At 33.6% G+C, this 21380-nt stretch carries 23 protein-coding genes; 9 read left to right on the top strand and 14 right to left on the bottom strand.

Features of this window, described 5'->3' with window-relative positions:
* Window positions 1–235 (top strand): hypothetical protein (locus tag RB618_RS07735; RefSeq protein WP_308068222.1); only part of this gene is annotated, 235 nt, incomplete at its 5' end.
* Here the strand turns inward: RB618_RS07735 and RB618_RS07730 are convergent.
* The 6 genes from RB618_RS07730 to RB618_RS07705 form a co-directional block, all read right to left on the bottom strand.
* Window positions 228–1394 (bottom strand): DUF1501 domain-containing protein, encoded by a 1167-nt coding sequence (locus RB618_RS07730; RefSeq protein WP_308068221.1) that lies wholly within the window; start codon window positions 1392–1394, stop codon window positions 228–230. The two genes, RB618_RS07735 and RB618_RS07730, sit on opposite strands and share 8 nt — an antisense overlap.
* A gap of 12 nt (window positions 1395–1406) precedes the next feature.
* On the bottom strand, window positions 1407–2804 hold the full coding sequence (locus RB618_RS07725) for a DUF1800 domain-containing protein (RefSeq protein ID WP_308068220.1): 1398 nt from the start codon (window positions 2802–2804) through the stop codon (window positions 1407–1409).
* A gap of 280 nt (window positions 2805–3084) precedes the next feature.
* Entirely contained in the window at window positions 3085–3924 is an 840-nt protein-coding gene (locus tag RB618_RS07720; protein WP_308068219.1) for a hypothetical protein, read from the bottom strand.
* A gap of 159 nt (window positions 3925–4083) precedes the next feature.
* Window positions 4084–6477: a ribonucleoside-diphosphate reductase subunit alpha gene (locus tag RB618_RS07715; RefSeq protein WP_308068218.1), complete on the bottom strand. Its 2394-nt coding sequence runs from the start codon at window positions 6475–6477 to the stop codon at window positions 4084–4086.
* A 264-nt stretch (window positions 6478–6741) separates the two neighbouring features.
* Window positions 6742–7719, bottom strand: coding sequence for a ribonucleotide-diphosphate reductase subunit beta (locus RB618_RS07710; RefSeq protein WP_109190762.1), 978 nt, complete (start codon window positions 7717–7719; stop codon window positions 6742–6744).
* A 378-nt stretch (window positions 7720–8097) separates the two neighbouring features.
* The gene (locus RB618_RS07705) at window positions 8098–8667 is read right to left on the bottom strand and encodes a DUF3109 family protein (protein WP_111376512.1); all 570 of its coding nucleotides are present in this window, start codon (window positions 8665–8667) and stop codon (window positions 8098–8100) included.
* Between the two features lie 409 nt (window positions 8668–9076).
* Between RB618_RS07705 and RB618_RS07700 the strand changes: the two genes are divergently transcribed.
* From RB618_RS07700 to RB618_RS07690, 3 genes are all read left to right on the top strand, one after another.
* Window positions 9077–9655, top strand: coding sequence for a MarC family protein (locus RB618_RS07700; RefSeq protein ID WP_308068217.1), 579 nt, complete (start codon window positions 9077–9079; stop codon window positions 9653–9655).
* A 106-nt stretch (window positions 9656–9761) separates the two neighbouring features.
* A complete protein-coding gene (locus RB618_RS07695; RefSeq protein WP_095928256.1) occupies window positions 9762–9965 on the top strand; it encodes a hypothetical protein in 204 nt (67 codons plus the stop codon).
* Window position 9966: 1 nt separating this feature from the next.
* Window positions 9967–10572 carry an FAD-dependent oxidoreductase gene (locus RB618_RS07690; protein WP_308068226.1) on the top strand — a complete coding sequence of 202 codons (606 nt, stop codon included), beginning with the start codon at window positions 9967–9969 and terminating at the stop codon, window positions 10570–10572.
* Between the two features lie 96 nt (window positions 10573–10668).
* Here the strand turns inward: RB618_RS07690 and RB618_RS07685 are convergent, their stop codons facing one another.
* The 5 genes from RB618_RS07685 to RB618_RS07665 form a co-directional block, all read right to left on the bottom strand.
* On the bottom strand, window positions 10669–10986 hold the full coding sequence (locus RB618_RS07685) for a hypothetical protein (protein ID WP_308068216.1): 318 nt from the start codon (window positions 10984–10986) through the stop codon (window positions 10669–10671).
* Between the two features lie 88 nt (window positions 10987–11074).
* Window positions 11075–11440 carry a nuclear transport factor 2 family protein gene (locus RB618_RS07680; RefSeq protein WP_308068215.1) on the bottom strand — a complete coding sequence of 122 codons (366 nt, stop codon included), beginning with the start codon at window positions 11438–11440 and terminating at the stop codon, window positions 11075–11077.
* A gap of 17 nt (window positions 11441–11457) precedes the next feature.
* On the bottom strand, window positions 11458–13035 hold the full coding sequence (locus RB618_RS07675; RefSeq protein WP_308068214.1) for a S41 family peptidase: 1578 nt from the start codon (window positions 13033–13035) through the stop codon (window positions 11458–11460).
* Entirely contained in the window at window positions 13035–13466 is a 432-nt protein-coding gene (locus tag RB618_RS07670; RefSeq protein ID WP_089054282.1) for a dCMP deaminase family protein, read from the bottom strand. Before RB618_RS07670 ends, RB618_RS07675 begins: the two co-directional genes overlap by 1 nt.
* A gap of 5 nt (window positions 13467–13471) precedes the next feature.
* On the bottom strand, window positions 13472–14065 hold the full coding sequence (locus RB618_RS07665; protein ID WP_260671621.1) for a HupE/UreJ family protein: 594 nt from the start codon (window positions 14063–14065) through the stop codon (window positions 13472–13474).
* Between the two features lie 168 nt (window positions 14066–14233).
* Between RB618_RS07665 and RB618_RS07660 the strand changes: the two genes are divergently transcribed.
* Window positions 14234–14665, top strand: a complete 432-nt coding sequence (locus RB618_RS07660) for a TerB family tellurite resistance protein (protein WP_177211913.1) — start codon at window positions 14234–14236, stop codon at window positions 14663–14665.
* A gap of 114 nt (window positions 14666–14779) precedes the next feature.
* Here the strand turns inward: RB618_RS07660 and RB618_RS07655 are convergent, their stop codons facing one another.
* A complete protein-coding gene (locus RB618_RS07655; RefSeq protein WP_308068213.1) occupies window positions 14780–15193 on the bottom strand; it encodes a hypothetical protein in 414 nt (137 codons plus the stop codon).
* Window positions 15194–15467: 274 nt separating this feature from the next.
* Complete coding sequence (gene fbp / locus RB618_RS07650) at window positions 15468–16475, bottom strand: class 1 fructose-bisphosphatase (protein ID WP_111365855.1); 1008 nt, start codon at window positions 16473–16475, stop codon at window positions 15468–15470.
* A gap of 171 nt (window positions 16476–16646) precedes the next feature.
* On the opposite strand from fbp, the gene RB618_RS07645 reads away from it, so the two are divergent.
* The 4 genes from RB618_RS07645 to RB618_RS07630 all read left to right on the top strand — a co-directional run bounded on the left by RB618_RS07645 (window position 16647) and on the right by RB618_RS07630 (window position 19112).
* The gene (locus tag RB618_RS07645; protein WP_308068212.1) at window positions 16647–17135 is read left to right on the top strand and encodes a GNAT family N-acetyltransferase; all 489 of its coding nucleotides are present in this window, start codon (window positions 16647–16649) and stop codon (window positions 17133–17135) included.
* A 125-nt stretch (window positions 17136–17260) separates the two neighbouring features.
* Window positions 17261–18520, top strand: coding sequence for an aspartate kinase (locus RB618_RS07640; RefSeq protein WP_008465067.1), 1260 nt, complete (start codon window positions 17261–17263; stop codon window positions 18518–18520).
* Window positions 18521–18662: 142 nt separating this feature from the next.
* On the top strand, window positions 18663–18860 hold the full coding sequence (locus tag RB618_RS07635; RefSeq protein WP_308068211.1) for a hypothetical protein: 198 nt from the start codon (window positions 18663–18665) through the stop codon (window positions 18858–18860).
* Between the two features lie 27 nt (window positions 18861–18887).
* A complete protein-coding gene (locus RB618_RS07630) occupies window positions 18888–19112 on the top strand; it encodes a hypothetical protein (RefSeq protein ID WP_308068210.1) in 225 nt (74 codons plus the stop codon).
* A gap of 1 nt (window position 19113) precedes the next feature.
* Here the strand turns inward: RB618_RS07630 and RB618_RS07625 are convergent, their stop codons facing one another.
* The gene (locus tag RB618_RS07625; RefSeq protein ID WP_308068209.1) at window positions 19114–21363 is read right to left on the bottom strand and encodes a TonB-dependent receptor domain-containing protein; all 2250 of its coding nucleotides are present in this window, start codon (window positions 21361–21363) and stop codon (window positions 19114–19116) included.
* Window positions 21364–21380 lie beyond the last annotated feature (17 nt).

Genomic DNA, 21380 nt, shown 5'->3' with positions numbered 1-21380 from the left:
ATCAAAAAGCGATACTTCTCTAAATAGTTTCTCTCTAATGTTGAATCCTGACTGTTATTTCTCATCGCAACAAAATTTATTAAAGTTAAATTTTGTTACCGAATTATCTAACATTTACAATTTCGAGGAACGAGAAATCTCCACAAGAAGCTCGACAAAGATTGGCGATTTTGATTATGGAGTTACTTGCGAAGATTTCTCGTTCCTCGAAATGACAAGATTACTATTTATGTAAACAATCCCGAAATCGGCTTATTCGAAATACCAATTTTAGAATAATCGAAATTCATTTTTTCTTTTAATAAAGAGGCATAGACACTTCTGAAATCAATTTCGTATTTTAAATCACCATTATCTAAGTCTGCCAGATTTGGATTTTTGCCCAAAATTGTTCCTTTATTATTTCCGCCGATGATAAACATTGGTGCCGCAGTTCCGTGATCTGTTCCGTTTCCGTTGTCTTTTACTCGTCGCCCAAATTCAGAAAAAACTACAATTGTGACATTCTGCAATAATTGTGACTGCTTTAAATCAGAATAAAAACTATATAAGGCATCATTTAAATCAGTTAGTTTTCTTTCGTGAATAGAAAGCTGATTGTCATGCGTATCAAATCCGTTCAAGGATGTATAATATACTTTAGAATTTAGGTTTCCTTTTATCAATCGCGCAATCCATTCTAAGTTTTTAGATAATTCTGTCTTTGGATAACTGATTTCGGTTTTAGACTTTGCCAAAGCTTTCTGAATTTCATCTGAACCTTCAGTAACCGAATTGGCAATTTTTCGAACAAAATCTAAATGCGGATTCTTAGACAAAGTCACATTCTCTTCTTTTGATTTTACTTTAAAACGATCCGGATCTTTTACCGTTATAAAATTCGGCTCCACTCCTTTTAAGGCCAAATTATCAATCGAATCTAAATTTACTCCTGCTGTCGCCTGATGTCCGTTGCATTGCAAATCCAGAAATCTTCCGAGCCAGCCTTCATTTATATATTTATTAGAATCGGTTGCGGTCTGCCAGATCTCCTGACTTCTAAAATGCGAACGAATCGGTTCCGGATAACCCACATTCTGAATTACCGTTAAATCTCCCTTTTGCTGCATTTGGGCAAAATCTTTCAAAGAAGGATGAAATGCCATTCCTTTGTTCTTTCCGACAACTAAATCTTTATTTAAAGCAATCTTAGTTCGTAAATCATAATATAACGGATCATCGTACGGAATAAAAGTATTCAATCCATCATTTCCTCCATTCAATTGCACAAAAACAACGCATTGTTCACCAACAATCAGATTATTCTGAGAACCAAAAGCATGTAAAAAATCTGGAAGTACGAGCAATCCGCCTGTAAAAGTTCCCGTCAATGTTAGAAAATTTCTTCTGTTCATGATTACTGCTTTTTAGATTAATTGATATTCGGGAAGTTTTGTGATGTAATTAAAAAGTCTGACCACAGCAAAATCGGCGTGCGGATCTTTGGGATCAAAATCGTATTTCAAGAGATTCTCCATGTCTTTCTGAGCTAAATCACTGACGGTAAATAACAATCGATCTGACAATTCAGAAATTATCGTTTTATTATTTCCTTCTGAATCAAAAGCGACTTTTACAGCTGTTTTTTCATATTCTGACTTTTCCTTTTCAACTCCATTCATCATCGTTTTCAAAACTCTTCTATTTAGGCTTTTGCCACTACATAATAAATCGGCTGTATTGTTTCTTTGAAGATAAATCTGCGACGTGAGCCATGAATTTCCGCCGTCCCAGCCTTTTACATTTACCTGATTGTAAAGATCCATTCCCTGCTGTTTTATAAAAGCCATAATTGCGGCATCATTAACATTTTGAATCTGCAATTCATCGCAAAGCTGTAAAATATAAACCAGCGGATTTTTGATTTTATTCCCTGAATTCTCTTTTTTAAATTCTTCTGTAAAAATCTTAGTCAGTAAAGGTTCTATTTCAAACTTTTGCTTTCGGAAATAATCACCGTAATACACTACCAAATCTTCGGGCGGATTATCATAAATAAACCATTTCAGGATTTTTCGTGTAATGAGGTACGGAATGTTTTTCTGTTCGAAAATAATATCAACCAAATCATCTGCTTTCCAGTTTCCAGTTTTTCCGAAGTAAATCTTATCGCTGTTATCTTCTATATTTTTTCTGTAAACAGCACCTTCATCGCTAATATTCAATCCGGCCAAAGCTTTTGCACCGTTTTTAATATCATTTTCGGTATAATTTCCAATTCCGATTGTGAATAGTTCAAGTAATTCTCGGCTTAAATTTTCATTTACTTTTCCTTTTTTATTATCGCCATTGTCGAGATAACGAACCATTGCATTTGATTTCAGAACCTGCTTGGTTAATTCTTTAAAATTACCAAAAGCATTTTCGCGCAAAATCATATTGTGTTGGTAAATCCAGTAATTGACTTTTACTTTCTGAGAAGTGGAAACAAAATGATTATGCCAGAAACAAACCATGTTTTCACGAAGCGGAAATTCATCGTTTCGCATTTTTGCAATCCACCATTTTTTGAATTCTACAGTAGCTTGATTTTCTTTTTTCTGAATTTCCTTTTTGGTTTCGGGATCTGAAGTTTTGATGATTTCCCGAACTTGTTTCAACTCTAATGTAGTTTTAGGCTGATCTTGCAGAAAGTCTGGAAGTGTTGTATCAAATTTCGAATTATAAGATTGCTTTAGAAATTTTTCTAAGCCGAGTTTTTCAATTTTTGAAGTTTGTTTTCCTGAAAAACCTAATCGTAAGGACCAAAGACTGCTTTTTTTCATCGTTCAGAAATTATTACTATAAGACTTGAACTTCTTTTAAAGGTTTAATTTTAAAAGATGCTATCCCGATAGCTATCGGGACTAAGATTCTGAGGTGCTAAGTTTTGAAAAAGTCTTTGGTATTAATTAAAACGGGGATTTTTTTGGGATATTATATTCTATTTTAACTAGTCTCAACTTTATCTAAACATAAACTGTAGAGACATAAGCAAAAATCAAACTAAAGCTCATCTTAAACAAAATAAAAACCTCCAGATTAACTGGAGGCAATTCCTTAAAATTAATGCTTTATTCCCAAAATATCTTGTATTTTTGGCTCTACCACTATACCAATAACAAAAATAACTAAACTATAAATAAGAAATAAAATCCAATTGTTTTTTACAATTTCAAAAATTCCCTCAGGCGTTAATCCATAAATTCTCACCTTACCAATCTTAACTTTTAACTTACATTTTTCCTCAAGCGTTAGTATCTCATTAATCACATCAACTTTTCTACAAGTTGACATGTGCAACTTTAAGTATTCTTTATTATCAAATAACTCTGCTTCACCTTTTCCTTCTAATGCGTCTCTAAGTGAAATTTCATTTCGAAGCGCCAAGTTCAAAAGCTGTCCTTTCTTTGGAATAGGGCCATGATCTTCAAAATCATTCGTATAAATTAAACTCAAAATCCTTGGCAGATCAAACTTAAATTGATCTTCTATTTCTTTAACCGTACCACCAAGAATTCTATATCTATTTGCAATTGCTTCAAAGCCATAACTTGAATTTCTCATATTCCAATGAACCCAATTGTGAGTTTGATGATTCTTTAGAAAACAAAAAAACTCTTTCAACATCTGTTTTTCTAAAAAATCATTTTCTTCATCCGTTATACAGCATAATTCTTTTTTATGAAATTGCGCCTGTAAATGAATAGAAAATGTTTTAGTTGAATTATTCCCTCTATTTTTGACACAAATTGAAGTAACTCTCGGTGTTCTTCCTTCAAGATTAAAAAAAGATTCACAACTATAGTGAATAATCAAAGTTTTATCGTTTTCTTTTTTAAGTTTTGCAATAATCTCTAATCCTTTATCTCTTTCATCTAATCTATCAGATTTAAATATCCTCATATACATTTTATTTATCTCTATTAACAATAAATTTTCATCACTTATTACGTTAAAATAACGCGTAAAAAAAGAGCAGTTATTACACTTATAATAACTGCTCCGTATTTATTTAGAATAAAATCTTTCTTCTTTATTCTATTCTCTTTCTTCTAAGAAAAATTAAGACCCACACATTTCACAATCTTCAGGATCTGCTGCTTGCGCTTTTAAAAGCATCGCTTTGTAATCCTCAACGCTGATTGCTTCAGTTTCTGCAACTAATGATGGAGCCGTTTCTTCTTTTTTATCGTTGTTTAATGTGAATTTAATCGCATCAACAGCCGCTTTTGTTCTTAGGTAATACATTCCTGTTTTTAAACCAGACTGCCAAGCGTAGAAGTGCATTGACGTTAGTTTAGAATAGTTAGCATCCTGCATGAACAAGTTTAACGATTGAGACTGATCAATGAAATATCCCCTTTGACGAGACATATCGATAATATCTTTCATCGACATTTCCCAAACTGTTTTATAAAGATCTTTTAAGTCTTGTGGAATCTTATCGATATTTTGAACAGATCCATTATGACGCATAATTTCTTGTTTCAAATCTTCGTTCCACAAACCTAGTTTTACTAAGTCTTCTAGTAAATGTTTGTTTACGACGATGAACTCCCCAGACAATACACGACGTGTGTAGATGTTTGATGTATATGGTTCGAAAGCTTCGTTGTTTCCAAGAATTTGCGAAGTCGATGCAGTTGGCATTGGCGCCACTAATAAAGAGTTACGAACTCCGTGTTCCATAACTTCTTTTCTTAATGAAGCCCAGTCCCAACGGCCTGACAATTCCTCATCTTTCATTCCCCACATATTGTGTTGGAATTCTCCTTGTGACATTGGAGAACCTTCGAAAGTTGAATATGGTCCTTCTTCTTTTGCCATTTCCATAGAAGCGGTTACAGCAGCGAAGTATAAAGTTTCGAAAATCTCTTGGTTTAATTTTTTAGCTTCATCACTTGTAAACGGCATGCGCAACATAATGAAAGCATCTGCCAAACCTTGCACACCTAGACCAACAGGACGGTGGCGCATGTTAGAGTTTTCCGCTTCTTTTACTGGGTAATAGTTTCTGTCGATTACTTTGTTCAAGTTACGAGTTACACGTTTTGTAACATTGTAAAGCGCTTGGTGATCAAATTGTCCGTTATCAATAAACATCGGTAAAGAGATTGAAGCCAAGTTACAAACTGCGATTTCATCTTTAGAAGTAAACTCCATAATCTCTGTACACAGGTTTGAAGAACGGATAGTTCCTAAATTCTTGTGGTTCGATTTACGGTTTGCTGCATCTTTGTACAACATATATGGCGTTCCAGTCTCGATTTGAGATTCTAGGATTTTCTCCCATAATTCACGAGCGCGGATTGTTTTTCTACCTTTTCCTCTAAACTCATAGTCTGTATATAATGCTTCGAATTCTTCTCCGTAAACATCATACAATCCTGGACATTCATTTGGACACATTAAAGTCCAAGTTGAATCTTCCTGAACACGTTTCATGAATAAATCTGAAGTCCACATGGCGAAGAATAAATCTCTCGCACGCATTTCTTCTTTCCCTGTATTTTTCTTCAAATCCAAGAAATCAAAGATATCAGCATGCCAAGTTTCGATGTAAATCGCAAAACTTCCTTTACGTTTTCCGCCACCTTGATCTACATAACGAGCGGTGTCGTTGAAAACTCTCAACATCGGAACAATTCCGTTTGAAGTTCCGTTTGTACCGCGAATGTAAGATCCCGTTGCACGAACGTTATGAATAGACAAACCAATTCCTCCCGCCGACTGCGAGATTTTTGCTGTTTGTTTTAATGTATCATAAATTCCGTCAATACTATCATCCTGCATTGCCAAAAGGAAACAAGAAGACATTTGAGGCTTTGGAGTTCCTGCATTGAACAACGTTGGCGTTGCGTGCGTAAAGAACTTTTTAGACATTAAGTCGTAAGTTTCAATTACTGATTTTAAATCGTCTAAGTGAATACCAACAGAAACACGCATTAACATGTGCTGCGGACGCTCCACGATTTTTCCGTTTATTTTAAGAAGATAAGAACGCTCTAAGGTTTTGAAACCAAAATAATCGTAATTAAAATCTCTTGTATAAATAATGTGAGAATCTAAAAAAGCAGCGTTTTCCTGAATCACTTTGTAAACGTCATCAGCAATTAATGGAGCGTCTTGTCCATTTCTTGGGTTCACATAGTTATACATATCTTTCATCGTTTCAGAGAAAGATTTTTTAGTATTTGAATGTAGATTTGAAATTGCCACACGCGCCGCTAATTGTGCATAATCCGGGTGGGCAATTGTCATAGATGCTGCAGTTTCTGCCGCAAGATTATCCAATTCAGAAGTCGAAACTCCGTCATACAATCCTTCGATAACTCTCATCGCTACCTTTACCGGATCTACAAGCTCATTCAAGCCGTAGCACAATTTTTTGATTCTTTCTGTAATCTTATCAAACATTACGGGCTCTCTGTGGCCATCTCTTTTTACTACATACATAAGCTTACCTTTTATAGTTATTGAAAAAATGAAAGTAACTAGAGAACGGACTCCAGCACTTAAACATTGCGTGTTTTTAAATTATTTTTTGAGAATTACCAAATTCTCAATAGTTACTCGTTTCAAATTCGAAAATCGAATTTAAATGCGTCCAAAATTGCTATTGAATCTACGACTTGGGGAAAGAGATTCAACCTTAAAATATTCTTGTAATCTTTTTTTCAGCGTCTCTTGAGGAACAGTCGCTAAAACTATTTTTGTTGTCTAAAAATCTGCATCGAATGAAATTTTCTGAGCATCGCTGTCTGTATTCATCACACCAGATTTTTGATACTCTGCAACACGTTTTTCAAAGAAATTAGTTTTTCCTTGAAGAGAAATCATGTCCATGAAATCGAATGGATTCGCTGATCCGTAAACACGCTCGCATCCCAATTCAACCAAAAGTCTATCGGCAACAAACTCTAAATACTGCGTCATTAAACCAGCATTCATACCAATTAAACTTACCGGAAGCGATTCAGTCACAAACTGTCTTTCGATATCTAAGGCATCGACAATAATTTCTTTAATTCTTTCTTTTGGCACTTTGTTTACCAAATGGTGATTGTGCAGGTGAACTGCAAAATCACAGTGTACGCCTTCGTCACGAGAAATCAGCTCATTAGAGAACGTTAAACCTGGCATCAAACCACGTTTTTTCAACCAATAAATTGAACAGAAGGCTCCTGAGAAGAAGATTCCTTCAACTGCAGCAAAAGCAATAAGTCTTTCGGCAAACGAATCTGACTCAATCCATTTTAAAGCCCATTCTCCTTTTTTAGCAATAGCAGGGAAAACTTCCAAAGCATTAAACAATTCTGTTTTCTCAGCTTCATCTTTAACGTAAGTATCAATTAATAAAGAATATGTTTCGCTATGAATGTTTTCCATCATAATCTGGAAACCATAGAAAAACTTCGCTTCAGCATATTGAACTTCATTTACAAAGTTCTCAGCCAAATTCTCATTTACGATTCCGTCAGAAGCAGCAAAGAATGCTAAAATATGTTTAATGAAATATCTTTCATCATCATTCAATTTATTATTCCAGTCTGTCAAATCTTGGTGCAAATCGATTTCTTCTGCAGTCCAAAAACTCGCTTCCATCTTTTTATACCATTCCCAAATGTCATGATGTTTAATCGGAAAAATAACGAAACGATTTTTATTTTCTTGTAATATTGGTTCGATTTGTGACATGACAGATTCTGTTAATTTTTTTATTGAATTTTTACACATTCAGTGCACTACAAAGATTGTCATTTCACGTCAAAAATAAAAGCCAAACTTATTCACAATCGGACGTAGTTTTTAACAAAGGCTAAAATTTGAAAAATTTTTCAGACAATAATTAATTTACTGCAAATGAATGATTTAATAGTTATTTCACCCTTCAAAAGCCCTGTAAAATATAGACTTTTTAGAATAAAATGCAAGAAATTTTAAATAGTTTTAAAAAGTTTTTTTTGAGTCAAAACTTTATTTTTTTGAGTCAAAACTTTATTTTTTTGAGTCAAAACTTTATTTTTTTGAGTCAAAACTTGTAGTCAAAAAGACCATCATTTTGATTGTAGATTTTTACGAATTTTTAAGCTCTTCAGCTACTTTTTCCAACTCCAAATACCAATCTTCGCCAAAGCGTCTAATTAGCGCTTCTTTTACAAATTTGTAAACTGGAACTTCCAATTCTTTCCCTAACGAACAAGCATCGTCGCAAATGTCCCATTTATCATAATTAACGGCAGCAAATTCTGTAAAATCTTTCACACGAATTGGATATAAGTGACAAGAAACTGGTTTTTTCCAGTCTACGATTCCTTCGTTATAAGCTTGCTCAATTCCGCAAAGCGCAGTTTTCCCATCAAAAATTACATAAGCGCAATCTTTATTATCAATAAGCGGTGTTTCAAGATCGCCATCAGTTCCTTTTACCCAAGTTCCTTGTGCTTCGATTGCTTCAATTCCTTCTTTTCGTAAAAAAGGTTTCACTTTTGGGTAGATTTCTTCTAAGATTTTAGTTTCAGCCTCATTCAAAGGCGCGCCCGCATCTCCATCAACACAACAAGCTCCTTTACAAGCAGACAAGTTGCACACAAATTCTTTTTCCAGAATGTCCTCTGAAATAATAGTTTTACCTAACTGAAACATGATATTTAATACTGTAATTTATAAAGTGCAAAGATAGTCAAAGAAAAGAGATAATTTTTCATTCTTTTTTTCACGCAGATTTAGCAGATACAAGCAGATAAAATAGATTTATTTTTTTAGGCAAATCTTAAAAAACGATGAAAATCATTTATGCTATATATTAAACAATCTAGAAAAATTGAAAATCTGCTCAAATCCGCTAAATCTGCGTGATTTTTTTTTATACTATCCAAAAAAAATCTTCAGAGTTGTCTTTGATTTAGCAATCCAAACCATACAATTGTTACAAATATCACTTTTTTAACCAATAAAACATGTTTTTATAACAAAAATACATTGTAACGAAAAAACACCTAACTTTATTAACTACTTTTGCAGCAGTTTTTTAAACCCTAAAAATCAAAGCGATATGTTAGAAATCGATTTTAAAGAAATCATTACCGTTAGTATGGTACTTTTTGCCGTAATTGATATTGTTGGTTCGATTCCGATTATTGTAAATTTAAGAGCTAAAGTCGGACACATCGAATCCGAGAAAGCTTCTATTGTCGCCGGAGCTATTATGATTGTTTTTCTATTTGTTGGAGAAGGTTTACTAAACTTAATTGGCATTGACGTTCACTCATTTGCCGTTGCAGGATCTTTCGTTTTATTCTTTCTTGCTTTAGAAATGATTTTAGGAATCAGAATTTATCGTGACGAAGAACCGGGATCTGCCTCTATCGTACCTTTGGCCTTTCCGCTAATCGCTGGGGCAGGAACGATGACTACTTTATTATCACTTCGATCTCAGTTTCATACCGTTAATATTATCATAGCGATTGTACTGAATATCATCTTGGTTTACATCGTTTTAAAATCATCCAAGAAAATCGAAAACCTGCTTGGAGAGAACGGACTTGGAGTGGTTCGCAAGACATTTGGAGTAATACTTTTAGCAATTGCTGTTAAATTATTCGCTGCTAATGTTAAAGGTTTGTTTGTCTAAATTTTATTTTTATAAATTTACCCCGTAAAATTTCTAAAATACAACTTTAAGGCATTTTCCCATAAAGTTCTACTTTATTATTTTAGGCAAAAACAAAAACAACCTTATGAAAATTTTCACTTCAATCTTAGTGCTTTTGGCATTAGCTTTAATCGTTTTTAATATTACGCTATTAGACTTTCAAAACCCTTTTCAAGGAGATAGTATGGTAGCTTTTATTGGAATCGCCGCTTCATTTTGCGCTGTTTTGATTCTTTTGATTTTTAGAATTTCAAAAAGAATTGAAGAAAAAATGAATGACAACAGATAATATGTTTGATGTTTTAATTATCGGCGGAGGAGTATCTGGCATGTCTTGTGCTCTTGTCTTAGGATCCGCTAAAAACAAAACTTTTGTTACTGATAAAAAAATCGGAATTTTTACCCACCAGAAAAATTCTTCTTTACAAGAGGCAATCTTTTATAACGCTTACGGAATTACACCAGGAAAATTAGGTTCTGAACTTTTAACTGAAAGCACTCAGGATTTAGCGACAACTTACCCGCACATTACTCAGATTCCAAATGAAAAAGTAATGAAAATTGAGGGCAGTTACCCAGAATTTACTGTTGTAACCAACAAAAATTCATACCAAACAAAAAATATCGTGATCGGAATTGGTTCTGCCAATACTTTCGACATTGAAGGTTTAATGCAATACATTGAACCTCATAAAAAAGCACTTCCAGAAAAACAGCGTATTCAGCTCAAAAATGAAGATCATAAAGTAGCTGATGGCATTTATGTAATCGGGACTTTGGCTGGTTGGAGAAGTCAGTTGGCAATTGCCGCCGGAAGTGGTGCAGCTGTAGCAACAGACATTCTTACTTTATGGAATAACGGTATACAGACTCACACTCACGACAGTATTCGATAAAATTATTAAACCATATAAGTGATATAAGCTCATTTAAACTATGCGCAAAGCATACATGAACTTATATCACTTATATGGTTTGTTTTTTTGCTAGCTTTATTTAACCGAAACGATTTCTGTTACTTTAATATGGTTTTCCTCTTCGGTTTTCCATTTTTCTCCTTTAACAGCCACTACATCTCCAATTTTTAATTGTTTGTAATTCTGAGGCCCGCCCAGGTTTACAATACTGATTGTTGCAAAGTACACTTCTTTGGCGTCTGTTGTAATTTTAGCCGTGTAGCCATCTTTACCGGCTTCTATACCATCAACTTTTCCTGAAACTACAGCATTCGTATCATTCTTCATAGTTGTGCAAGAGATTACAAAAGTCATTAGAAGCACTAGAAAACTTATTCTTTTTAGATTTTTCATATATTTTAGTTTAACCGCAAAGAACGCAATGATTAACGCTATGTTCGCTAAGTTTTATTTTAAGTTAATATTATTATTGCTCCAAACTTTATGCCAGCTGAACGCAGCTTCCTGCGATAACCTTTAGATTTTTCCCTATTTTTTTCCAAACTCTTATGTATTTGAAAACACCATTAATCGGATTGCCATCATAAGCCCCATTTAATGCGACTGTAACAGTAACTACGGCCGAATCTCCAATTATATTAACGATTTGATCGGAACCCTCTAAAGAATCAATTTTAATCTTTCCAGAGCGGTATGTCTGTAAATCGAAATCCTTAGTGATGGTTTGTCCATCAGGCATATTAAACAATAAATCATCATGAAGAATGGTTTCCAAAGCCATAACATCCGATTTTTTAATTGCAGTTAGGAGTTCAATTTCTGCATTAACAACGGTTTCAATTTTCATGATATAAAGATTTGAAGTTATTTCTTCGGATTAAGAACTGTTTTTATCATGGCATCTTCTTTTAAGATTACATCATAATAATACAATTCTCCATATAGCTGTCGAGCAAATTCAGCTGTAATATGGCGGTTTACTAGCGCTTTTGTTTTTTCTAATTTCAAATCCAGACCTGTCATCAAGATATAATTCTTGAATTTTTTAAAATACATATCTGAGTTTTTCATTTTAGCCAAAAATTCAGCAAAACTATCGCCTGCAAAAGCATTTCTATTTTTGTCTAATTCTTCAAAAACAAAATGACCAACAATTCCTGTTTGCAGCAAATAAGCAACATTTTCATTTCCGTGCTCTGCTTCCATAGGAACGAAAACATCTGGAACAATTCCGCCGCCGCCGTATACACTTTTTCCTTTCGGAGTTTTAAATTTTAAAGAATCGGCCACTTTTATGCTGTCTTTCGCGTAAAGTTCCCCAGTAATAATTCTTGCTTCAGATTCCTTAAAATATTCTTCGTTTCCTTTTTTATACGGTTTCTGAATCGATCTTCCTGTTGGCGTATAATAACGCGCTACGGTCAATCTCACTGCAGATCCATCATTAAAATCCATTTCTCTTTGTACGAGACCTTTTCCAAAAGAACGGCGTCCAACAATCGTTCCGCGGTCATTATCTTGAATGGCTCCAGCTAAAATTTCACTCGCAGAAGCGCTATTTTCATTAATCAGAACATACACTTTTCCAGTTTCAAAACTTCCTGCTTTTGTAGCATATGTTTTTTCAGTAGAGCCGTTTTTGCTTTTCGTGAAAACGATTAACTGTTTATCTTTTAAAAATTCATCGGCAATAGCAATCGCTTCTTCCATATAACCGCCACCATTGTCGCGAAGATCAATTACGAGCGACTGAATTCCCTTTTGTTTTAATCTCGTTAAACCTGTTTTGAATTCGTTGAAAGTAGTTTCTGCAAAACGGTTTATTTTGATATAACCAACATTATTTCCAACCAATAAAGAAGCATCAACGCTTTTAATTGGAATAATATCTCGTTTTACTTTAAACTTGAGTTTCTTTTGTTCTGATTTTCTAAAAACCGTCAATTCGATTTCTGAACCTTGAAGCCCTTTTAATTTAGAAAACAAACTATCCGATGGCAATTTTCTGCCATACAATTTGGTTTTTCCCGCAAATAGAATTCGATCCCCAGATTTTATTCCCGCTTTTGCTGAAGGTCCGTTTTCGACTGGTTTTATAATCGCAACCGAATCTTTATACATGTAAAAATTGATTCCGATTCCAACGAAATCACCTTTCATGCTTTCTGCAACCTCAGCTTGTTCGCTTGGCGGAATATAAACCGAATGCGGATCTAATTTAGAAAGTATATTATCGACTGTAAGATTTACAATCGAATCTGTATTGACGCTATCAACATATTCTGTATTGATAAAATCAATAAGTTTATTAAGCTTGGTTTTAGAGTAATTTTTAGCCAAAAGCTGGTCACTTGCAGGAGCATTCATTATGCTTCCGGCAATTGTTCCAAGAGCAAAAGTTGCTCCTATGACTATTGGCAAATATTTCGGATTAAATTTCATTACTCTTCCAAAACAGGAATGTGTTCTACTTCTACGCCAGCTTTTATTAAAAATTGAATTCCCGAATCGTCACGGTATCCATTGTGGTACACTACTCTTTTTATTCCAGATTGATGTATTAATTTGCTGCATTCTTTGCAAGGCGAAAGCGTGATATACAATGTCGCTCCTTCGCAAGATTGAGTTGATCTTGCCACTTTAAGGATTGCATTTGCTTCGGCGTGTAAAACATCCCAGCGCGTTAATCCGTCTTCGTCTTCACAGCAATTTTCAAATCCAGATGGTGTACCGTTGTAACCATCAGAGATAATCATTCTGTCTTTTACGATAATAGCGCCAACTTGTTTACGTTTACAGTAAGAAAGCAGGCTCCACTCTTTTGCAATTCGCAGATATGCTTTATCGTATTTATTCAGTTTTTTTACTTCCATTTAATTTATCTGTTCCAAATTGGGCTTTCAATAATCATCGGAATTACAACTCCAATGATAAAAGCCGACATTACCAGTGCCCAGTCTCGTTTTGAAAAACGAAAAACAGTCTGCACTATATATGAAATTACCAGAACAACAAAAACCACTACCAGCTGAGCAGCTTCTATTCCTAAGGCAAACTCTCCCAAAGGTAACAATTTTGAGGTTGCAGAACCTCCTAAAATTGTTTTGAAATAATTAGAAAAACCTAGCCCGTGAATAATTCCAAAGAATAAAGTTATGAAAAATACCAGATTTACACCATCATTTTTTGAAGTCTTTCCAGCCGTAAACAAATGATAAAGTGCTGTTATCAAAATTGTAATCGGAATCAGAAATTCTACAACATCTACTTTTATGGCAATTATGCCGTAAACAGAAAGAATTAAAGCCAAAGTATGGCCAATTGTAAAAAGAGAAACCAATAAGAAAATTCTTTTCCAGTCTTTAAATAAATACGGAACAGTTAAGGCGATTAAAAAAAGAACGTGATCGTAAGCATTGATATCTAAAACGTGTTTTAATCCTATTTGAAAATAAATCCAAAATTGTGACATAGGTATATTGCAATTAAATAATTAGGGGTTGTAAACTTACGATTAATTTTCAAACTTAAATATTCAAGATGCCAAATCCTTCAATAAAGAAAAGTTAAATTTTATGAGAATTTTAAAATCGATAATTTAAAAATAAGGCTATATTTGTTTAACAAAAACTTTACAATTATGTCATTTTCAGAATTATTTGATAGCGAATTCAAGCAAAGAAACAAAGGACACTTTTCTGCTATTGTTCGTGTAGCTTTAGCTGATGGTGTTGTTTATCCAGAAGAAAAAGCCTTTTTAGATAAACTTGCTTCTCGTTTAGAAATTACAGAATCGGAATACGAAGAAATTCTTAGCGATCCTTTAAAATATCCGATCAATCCACCTTATTCATATGTTCAGCGTTTAGAGCGTTTATATGATTTAACAAGAATGGTTCATGTTGACCATCATCTTGAAGACAAACAAGAAGTATTATTGAAAAAAATAAGTGTTGCATTAGGATTCACGCCAAGCAACGTAGATTATATCATTGCAAAAGCATTATCGCTGGTTGACAATAAAGTCGATGCAGATACTTTTATCTACGAAATGCAGCACATGCATAAATAATATTCAGTAATCAGTTTTTAGTATTCAGTTTCTGTGCTGAAACTTGACTGCGAATGAAAATTTAAAAAACAAAACCCGATAATTGATTTTATCGGGTTTTGTTTTTTAAGTCCTTTATTTTGACTGCGTGATATTTATATTATCAAAATAGTTTCCTGATTGTAATCCTATATTAAGAATCCTTTCTGCACCTGTTGTATTTTTACTCATCGTAATAATCAAAGTGTTTCCGTTTTTCCTTTCTACCTCAAAAACATCATTTTTAAAGATAAAATTGTCAGCAGACAAATTTACAGTTCCTTTATCAATTCTTACTTTGTCTAATGAAAAACCATTTACCCACCATCCTTTATACTCTGTAGTAATCGTAACTGTATTGGCTTCTGCGGTAAAAGAAGCTTCCTTTTTAGAAAGTTTAATATTATCTTCAGATAATCCAATTGGAGGATCAACATGCTCTTCTCTACTGCAAGCAACAAACAAAACTGAAAACATTCCGAATAGAATCATCAATAGTTTTTTCTTCATAATAATTTACTTTTTGGTTTTTGATTAGTTTTAAATTATTTACAAAAAAATTAATCCATAATTTCTCATAAACAATTGGTTCTTTTTAAAGATTGATAAAACTAAAAATGGTTGCGTCTTATTTTTTAGTTTTCAGTATTCAGCAACAGTCAACAGTTTTACGCTTAAACTTTTAAAATTTAACTCAAAACAAAACCCGACAGGTTTTTAAAACCTATCGGGTTTGACACCTTATATAGTCCAGACTGAAAACTGCGACTGAAAACTGAAAACTTTAATTCGCTTCAGCCATAAATTCCTCAGCCTTTTCTACCATATTGTAGCTTCCGCAGAAGAAAGGCACTCTTTGGTGCAATTCGGTTGGTTGAATTTCCATAATTCTTCCGAAACCGTCTGTTGCTTTTCCTCCCGCCTGTTCTGCTAAAAACGCCATCGGATTACATTCGTACAGCAAACGCAATTTCCCTTTTGGTGCTTTTGAACTTGTTGGATAAATATAAATTCCGCCTTTAATCATATTTCGATGAAAATCGGCTACCAAACTTCCGATATATCTTGAAGTATACGGTCTGTCTCCTTCTTCTCGCTGGCAATATTTAATGTAATTTTTTACTCCCTGCGGAAAATGAACATAATTTCCTTCGTTTACCGAATAAATATTTCCGTTTTCTGGAAATTTCATGTTTGGATGCGAAAGATAAAATGTCCCTATCGCTGGATTTAACGTAAAACCATTTACGCCATGTCCAGTCGTGTAAACCAACATCGTTGAAGTTCCATAAATTACGTAGCCTGCTGCAACTTGATTGATTCCCGGCTGTAAAAAATCCTCGCTAGTTACCGGAGTTCCTATTGGAGTTACTCTTCTGAAAACAGAAAAGATAGTTCCCACAGAAACATTTACATCAATGTTTGAAGATCCGTCTAGCGGATCCATTAAGATCACGTACTTATTATTATGACTGTTGTCGCTCCCCTGAACAGTAATAAAATCGTCGTTTTCTTCAGAAGCAATACCACAGACAATCTCACGGTTTATTAACGTCTGGATAAATACTTCGTTTGCATAGACATCTAATTTTTGCTGGTCTTCGCCTTGGATATTCTGTTCGCCTGCCGCGCCCACAATATCTACTAAACCCGCTTGGTTTACTTTATGATTGACCACTTTTGCTGCCAATCGAATAGAGTTGATAATTCGCGAGAGTTCTCCCGACGAATACTGAAATGCTTTTTGGTTCTCAATAATAAACTCTCCCAGTGTTTTATTGCGTTCTTCCATTTCTAAATCGTTATAGTTTTATTTTTAAGTCACAAATATCGCTTATTTTGTGAGAATGATTTAAAAATTATTTTGTTTGTATGCTACTATTGTATATTTGCTAATAATCTGCAAAAAGCACTAGCTAAAATGAAGCTTTTTTAGATATTAAATAGTTAAAAATAGGAATATATGAATATTAGAAAGGGAAATCCTGAAGACATGAAATCGGTGTTAGGGCTTATTCAGGAGCTGGCTATATTCGAAAAAGAACCTGATGCGGTTGTCATTACAGAGGATGATTTGATACGTGACGGTTTTGGTGAAAAACCATTATTTAATGTTTTTGTAGCGGAGATCGAAAACGAAGAAAAACAAAAAGAAATTGTTGGAATAGCGTTGTATTATTATCGCTATTCTACCTGGAAAGGAAAGACAATTCACCTTGAAGATTTGATTGTAAAAGAAAAGATGCGAGGCACAGGTTTAGGCTCGGCCCTTTATGCTGAAATCATGAAACAAGGAAAGAGAGATAATGTTAGAAGAGTTGAATGGAATGTACTTGCTTGGAATACACCAGCAGTGAATTTTTACAAAAATTCGGGCGCAAAAATTCTTGAGGATTGGCAAGTGGTTCAAATGGATGAAGCTGGAGTCAACGCGTTCTTAGAAAAATTATAAAAAGTCTTTTGCCACGAATTTCACTAATTTTCACTAATTAATTTGTGCTAATTTGTGAAATTCGTGGCAACAAATAAAATACTAGATTTCTTTTAAATCTAAAATCTAAAAATCTAAAATTAAAAATGAGAGTATTTAAATTTGGTGGTGCATCGGTAAAAGATGCAGATGGAATTAAAAACGTATACGACGTTTTACAAAAAGTAGGTTACGAAGACGTAATTCTTGTGGTTTCGGCTATGGGAAAAACAACAAATGCTCTTGAGGTTGTAATCAAGAATTATTTTGAAAAATCGACAGAATTAAACGCTTCTGTTCAGGAAATAAAAAAATACCACAATCAAATCTTATTGGATTTGTTTGAAGATGAAAACCATGCGGTTTTTGCAGCTGTAAATGCTCAGTTTGACGAATTAGAATACTTCTTGGCTCACAATAAATCTCCAAACTACAACTTCGTTTACGATCAGGTGGTAAGTTTTGGTGAATTGATTTCGACTAATATCTTAAGCCACTATATGAATTTCAGAGGAATTCAGACACAATGGCTTGACGTTCGTAATTTCATTAAAACAAATGCAAACTATAGAGATGCAGAAGTTGACTGGGAAACTACACAGCAAAACATCAGCAAAAATGTTCCAAGAAAGCAATTAAACATTACGCAAGGTTTCTTAGGTGCAGACGAAAACAACTTTACAACAACTCTTGGTCGTGAAGGTTCTGATTATACTGCTGGAATTTTTGCTTACTGCTTAAATGCAGAAAGTGTAACAATCTGGAAAGATGTCCCTGGAGTTATGAATGCCGATCCACGTTATTTTGAAAATGCAAGTTTGTTAAATCAGATTTCATATCGTGAAGCTATCGAATTAGCGTTTTACGGAGCAACCGTTATTCACCCAAAAACATTACAACCGCTACAGAAAAAAGAAATTCCATTATACGTAAAATCGTTTATCAACCCACTATTAAAAGGAACATGTGTTTCTAAAGGTGTTGATTTGGAACCGCAATATCCTTGTTTTATCGTAAAAAGAGAACAGCTTTTAATTTCGCTTTCATCAATTGATTTCTCTTTTATTATGGAAGAAAACATCAGTGAGATTTTTGGTTTATTCCACGAATTCAAAATCAAAGTAAACTTGATTCAGAACTCAGCAATTAGTTTCTCTGTTTGCGTGGAAGATAAATTTGGAAATTTCCCTGAATTGAATGCTATTCTTTCTAAAAAATTCAAAGTAGAATATAGCGAAAATGTAACCTTATATACAATCCGTCACTTTACCGAAGAGGCAGCACAGACTGTTGAAGCTAACAAAGAAGTTTTATTGAAACAAGTTAGCCGCGAAACTATGCAGATTGTGACTAAAGAATTAATCTAATATTGCTTTATAAAAGGTAATTATTTAATTCAAAAATTATTGAAAAGGCTTCGCTTAATTGTGGAGCCTTTTTTATTTCGAAAGAATTTTCTTCGCTTAACTTGTTTTTGATTATATTTACTTTCTTTCTAAAGAACTTAAAATGAGCAAAAAGAGCTTTTTATTAGTTTTCATTATTCTTGGTTTATTGTACATCAGTATATCTTTAAGTCCATTGCTTGCAAAGGATATTAAAGACATTTCTTTTTCAGATTTTAGATTGGTAATTGGTCCATTTCTTTCTACAATTGCAATTCTCATTACCTATACACAATTAAAAAGAGGAAAAACTAATAAATAACAATAATCTATTTACCAATTCTTGATAATGGAAAATCAAAAAATATCCGAAAAAGAAAAAAATAATTGGCATAATGATCCAAATAATTGGGTTTGGGGAATATTTTATTACAACCCAAAAGACAACAGAATGTTTCCGCCAAAGAAAATTAAAGAACTAGGCTGGACAATAAATTTTGCAAATCCTAATTCGGTTTTCATTTGCGTTGTGGTTATTCTTGTTTTAATGATTATATCTGAAAGTGTCAAGTAATTTACCTCGCCCTATTATTCTCCGACTGTTCCACTTCTGACTTTTTATAAGTTGTCTTTTTTGAATCTCCGAAATTGTATGTTGCAATTAATTTAAAATAATTGGTGCTATAGGTTCGGTGATAATAAATCTGAGTTTGTCCCACATTATAATCGCCAGAAACCATAAACTTATGAAAGATATCGTTTGCAGTAAAATTGAGTTTTAATGCATCTTTAAAAAAGTTTCTTTCTATTCCTAAAGTTATGGTCGATCGGCTGTTTTCGCTTCCTAATCCATAACTTCTATCGCTTAAATACCAAGCCAAAAGTTGGAGTTTGAAAAGTTTAGGAATCGTAAATGTATTATTAGTATATAAATAAATCTGAGGCTCTACAGGGCTAAACGCAAATGCATAATAATTGTCTACCGATTTCTGCCAAGTAATGCTTGCAGTATTAACAGAATTCCACCATTTGACATTGAAAGCTCTAGAAAGCGAGGTAAAAAAAGTATACCCTTTTTCAAGATTCAGCGCCCTCAAAATATAACTGTTTGGTGTATCGCCACGCAAAGCCGCCGCAGAAATCGGATCAATTTTATAAGTGTATCCAACTTTAAAATCGAACTTTTTATACATTGCCCCTAGCTCAAAAGCATGTGTTTTTTCGGGAAGCAGATTCGGATTTCCTTCAATTGTAGTAAACGGATCCTGATAAATTATGTACGGATTTAAAGCCTGATATCTAGGTCTCGTAATTCTGGAAACATGAGAAAAATGTCCTTTCCAATCTTCTGAAAGATTAAAATTTAAAAGTGCGCTTGGAAAAAAATTACCGTACGATTTATCAAATTTCTGAATTCCGTTGGCATTAGTAAATAAATCATAACTCGTTTTTTCTGCCCTTACGCCAAGAGAAAAATTGATTTTTTCATTCAATGCTCCAATATAATTAAAGTACGCAGCAGCAATTTTTTCATTGTATTCAAAATCGCTCGACAATTCATTGTCTATCTCAAAATTTATTTCATCCTCAGAAATCAAAAAATCTGTTCCTGAATTTATGGTGGCGTAACTAAACTTTGCTCCTATTTCTAGTTTTGTTTTTTCATTTATTTTCTTCGAATAATCTGCTTGAACTGCAACTATATTAATTCGGCTTCCAACATTGTTCTTTAAATATCTTTCAGAATCTGTCTCATCTACCAAACTGCTTTCTTCAATAAAATCTCTTATGGTTTGATTGTAATTTGAAAATTGTGATCCAATGAACAGTGTCGAACCTTTAGCCGTAGTCCAATTATAATTCAAATTGATAAATTGATTTAACAAAACATCGTTTCGGTCAACATCTGTAGCGTAAAAACTTTTTCCCGAATTGTTGGTTATCGAATTCCTGCTTTCTGTAATGCCCCCCAAATCATTTATATTGCCGCTATATGCCAATGAAATATAATTATTTGGAGAAAAACTATATTGAAGTCCAAATCCAAAATTTGAATAATTATTAAATCTTCTTTTCCAATCGGTAGTCAATTCAGATTTCATAAAATCATCCGGATCTGGACGTGTTCTTGTAGTGTACAGCAACTCACGGTTTCTTCCCAACTGCAAACCGTAGTTGGTAACAAACGAGAATTTTCCTTTAGAATAATTAAAATCAAAAAGTGTATTATAAATTGTTCCGCCAAATTTAGAAACGGTTACGTGCTGATTGACAGATCCCATTACGCCGCTTTCTATATTTTGTTTGGTAATAATATTGATAACCGCTTTTCCTTCGGCATCATATCTCGAAGAAGGATTAGAAATGACTTCGATTTTTTGGATTTGTGAAACGGGAATTGCAACAAACCGTTCATAATTAATCATAACTCCATTGAGATAAATAATGGCTTCGCCTTTTCCGACAACGCTGATTTCTCCGTCGGCAACCACAACATTTGGAACTCTTCCTAGCAATTCGTTTACCGAACTGCTGGTTGCAAGAACAGTTCCGTTTACATTGACATCAATATTTCCGTTAGCTCCATATTTTAATAATGAAGGCTGGCTTTTTATAACCACTTCATTTAGTTCATTGTGCTCTTTCTCTTTTTCTTTTTCTTTAACAATTAAAGAATCTTGAGCAGACTTAAATAACTTTCCGAAGAGTACATCATCACTATAGTAACTTTTATCTTTAACATTTTTTATGCGTTGCGCTTTTATTTCGATTGATGAAAAAGCAAGGGAAAAAATAGAAATGATAACCACTTTTAGAAATCTCATAAATTTTAACAATTAGC

Source organism: Flavobacterium sp. LHD-85, from assembly GCF_030929595.1.
GTDB lineage: Bacteria > Bacteroidota > Bacteroidia > Flavobacteriales > Flavobacteriaceae > Flavobacterium.
The sequence above is the reverse complement of the archived record's forward strand: the minus strand, read 5'-3'. Positions and strand labels throughout refer to the sequence as shown.

What these genes read in the sequence shown, in the direction of transcription:
- RB618_RS07700 (WP_308068217.1), top strand. Translation starts at nt 9,077, where the DNA reads ATGTTAGAAATCGATTTTAAAGAAATCATTACCGTTAGTATGGTACTT.
- RB618_RS07675 (WP_308068214.1), bottom strand. Translation starts at nt 13,035, where the DNA reads ATGAAATTTAATCCGAAATATTTGCCAATAGTCATAGGAGCAACTTTT.
- RB618_RS07705 (WP_111376512.1), bottom strand. Translation starts at nt 8,667, where the DNA reads ATGTTTCAGTTAGGTAAAACTATTATTTCAGAGGACATTCTGGAAAAA.
- RB618_RS07720 (WP_308068219.1), bottom strand. Translation starts at nt 3,924, where the DNA reads ATGAGGATATTTAAATCTGATAGATTAGATGAAAGAGATAAAGGATTA.
- RB618_RS07660 (WP_177211913.1), top strand. Translation starts at nt 14,234, where the DNA reads ATGTCATTTTCAGAATTATTTGATAGCGAATTCAAGCAAAGAAACAAA.
- RB618_RS07685 (WP_308068216.1), bottom strand. Translation starts at nt 10,986, where the DNA reads ATGAAAAATCTAAAAAGAATAAGTTTTCTAGTGCTTCTAATGACTTTT.
- RB618_RS07635 (WP_308068211.1), top strand. Translation starts at nt 18,663, where the DNA reads ATGAGCAAAAAGAGCTTTTTATTAGTTTTCATTATTCTTGGTTTATTG.
- RB618_RS07695 (WP_095928256.1), top strand. Translation starts at nt 9,762, where the DNA reads ATGAAAATTTTCACTTCAATCTTAGTGCTTTTGGCATTAGCTTTAATC.
- RB618_RS07630 (WP_308068210.1), top strand. Translation starts at nt 18,888, where the DNA reads ATGGAAAATCAAAAAATATCCGAAAAAGAAAAAAATAATTGGCATAAT.
- RB618_RS07690 (WP_308068226.1), top strand. Translation starts at nt 9,967, where the DNA reads ATGTTTGATGTTTTAATTATCGGCGGAGGAGTATCTGGCATGTCTTGT.
- RB618_RS07665 (WP_260671621.1), bottom strand. Translation starts at nt 14,065, where the DNA reads ATGTCACAATTTTGGATTTATTTTCAAATAGGATTAAAACACGTTTTA.
- fbp (WP_111365855.1), bottom strand. Translation starts at nt 16,475, where the DNA reads ATGGAAGAACGCAATAAAACACTGGGAGAGTTTATTATTGAGAACCAA.
- RB618_RS07655 (WP_308068213.1), bottom strand. Translation starts at nt 15,193, where the DNA reads ATGAAGAAAAAACTATTGATGATTCTATTCGGAATGTTTTCAGTTTTG.
- RB618_RS07710 (WP_109190762.1), bottom strand. Translation starts at nt 7,719, where the DNA reads ATGTCACAAATCGAACCAATATTACAAGAAAATAAAAATCGTTTCGTT.
- RB618_RS07715 (WP_308068218.1), bottom strand. Translation starts at nt 6,477, where the DNA reads ATGTATGTAGTAAAAAGAGATGGCCACAGAGAGCCCGTAATGTTTGAT.
- RB618_RS07670 (WP_089054282.1), bottom strand. Translation starts at nt 13,466, where the DNA reads ATGGAAGTAAAAAAACTGAATAAATACGATAAAGCATATCTGCGAATT.
- RB618_RS07730 (WP_308068221.1), bottom strand. Translation starts at nt 1,394, where the DNA reads ATGAACAGAAGAAATTTTCTAACATTGACGGGAACTTTTACAGGCGGA.
- RB618_RS07625 (WP_308068209.1), bottom strand. Translation starts at nt 21,363, where the DNA reads ATGAGATTTCTAAAAGTGGTTATCATTTCTATTTTTTCCCTTGCTTTT.
- RB618_RS07645 (WP_308068212.1), top strand. Translation starts at nt 16,647, where the DNA reads ATGAATATTAGAAAGGGAAATCCTGAAGACATGAAATCGGTGTTAGGG.
- RB618_RS07725 (WP_308068220.1), bottom strand. Translation starts at nt 2,804, where the DNA reads ATGAAAAAAAGCAGTCTTTGGTCCTTACGATTAGGTTTTTCAGGAAAA.
- RB618_RS07680 (WP_308068215.1), bottom strand. Translation starts at nt 11,440, where the DNA reads ATGAAAATTGAAACCGTTGTTAATGCAGAAATTGAACTCCTAACTGCA.
- RB618_RS07640 (WP_008465067.1), top strand. Translation starts at nt 17,261, where the DNA reads ATGAGAGTATTTAAATTTGGTGGTGCATCGGTAAAAGATGCAGATGGA.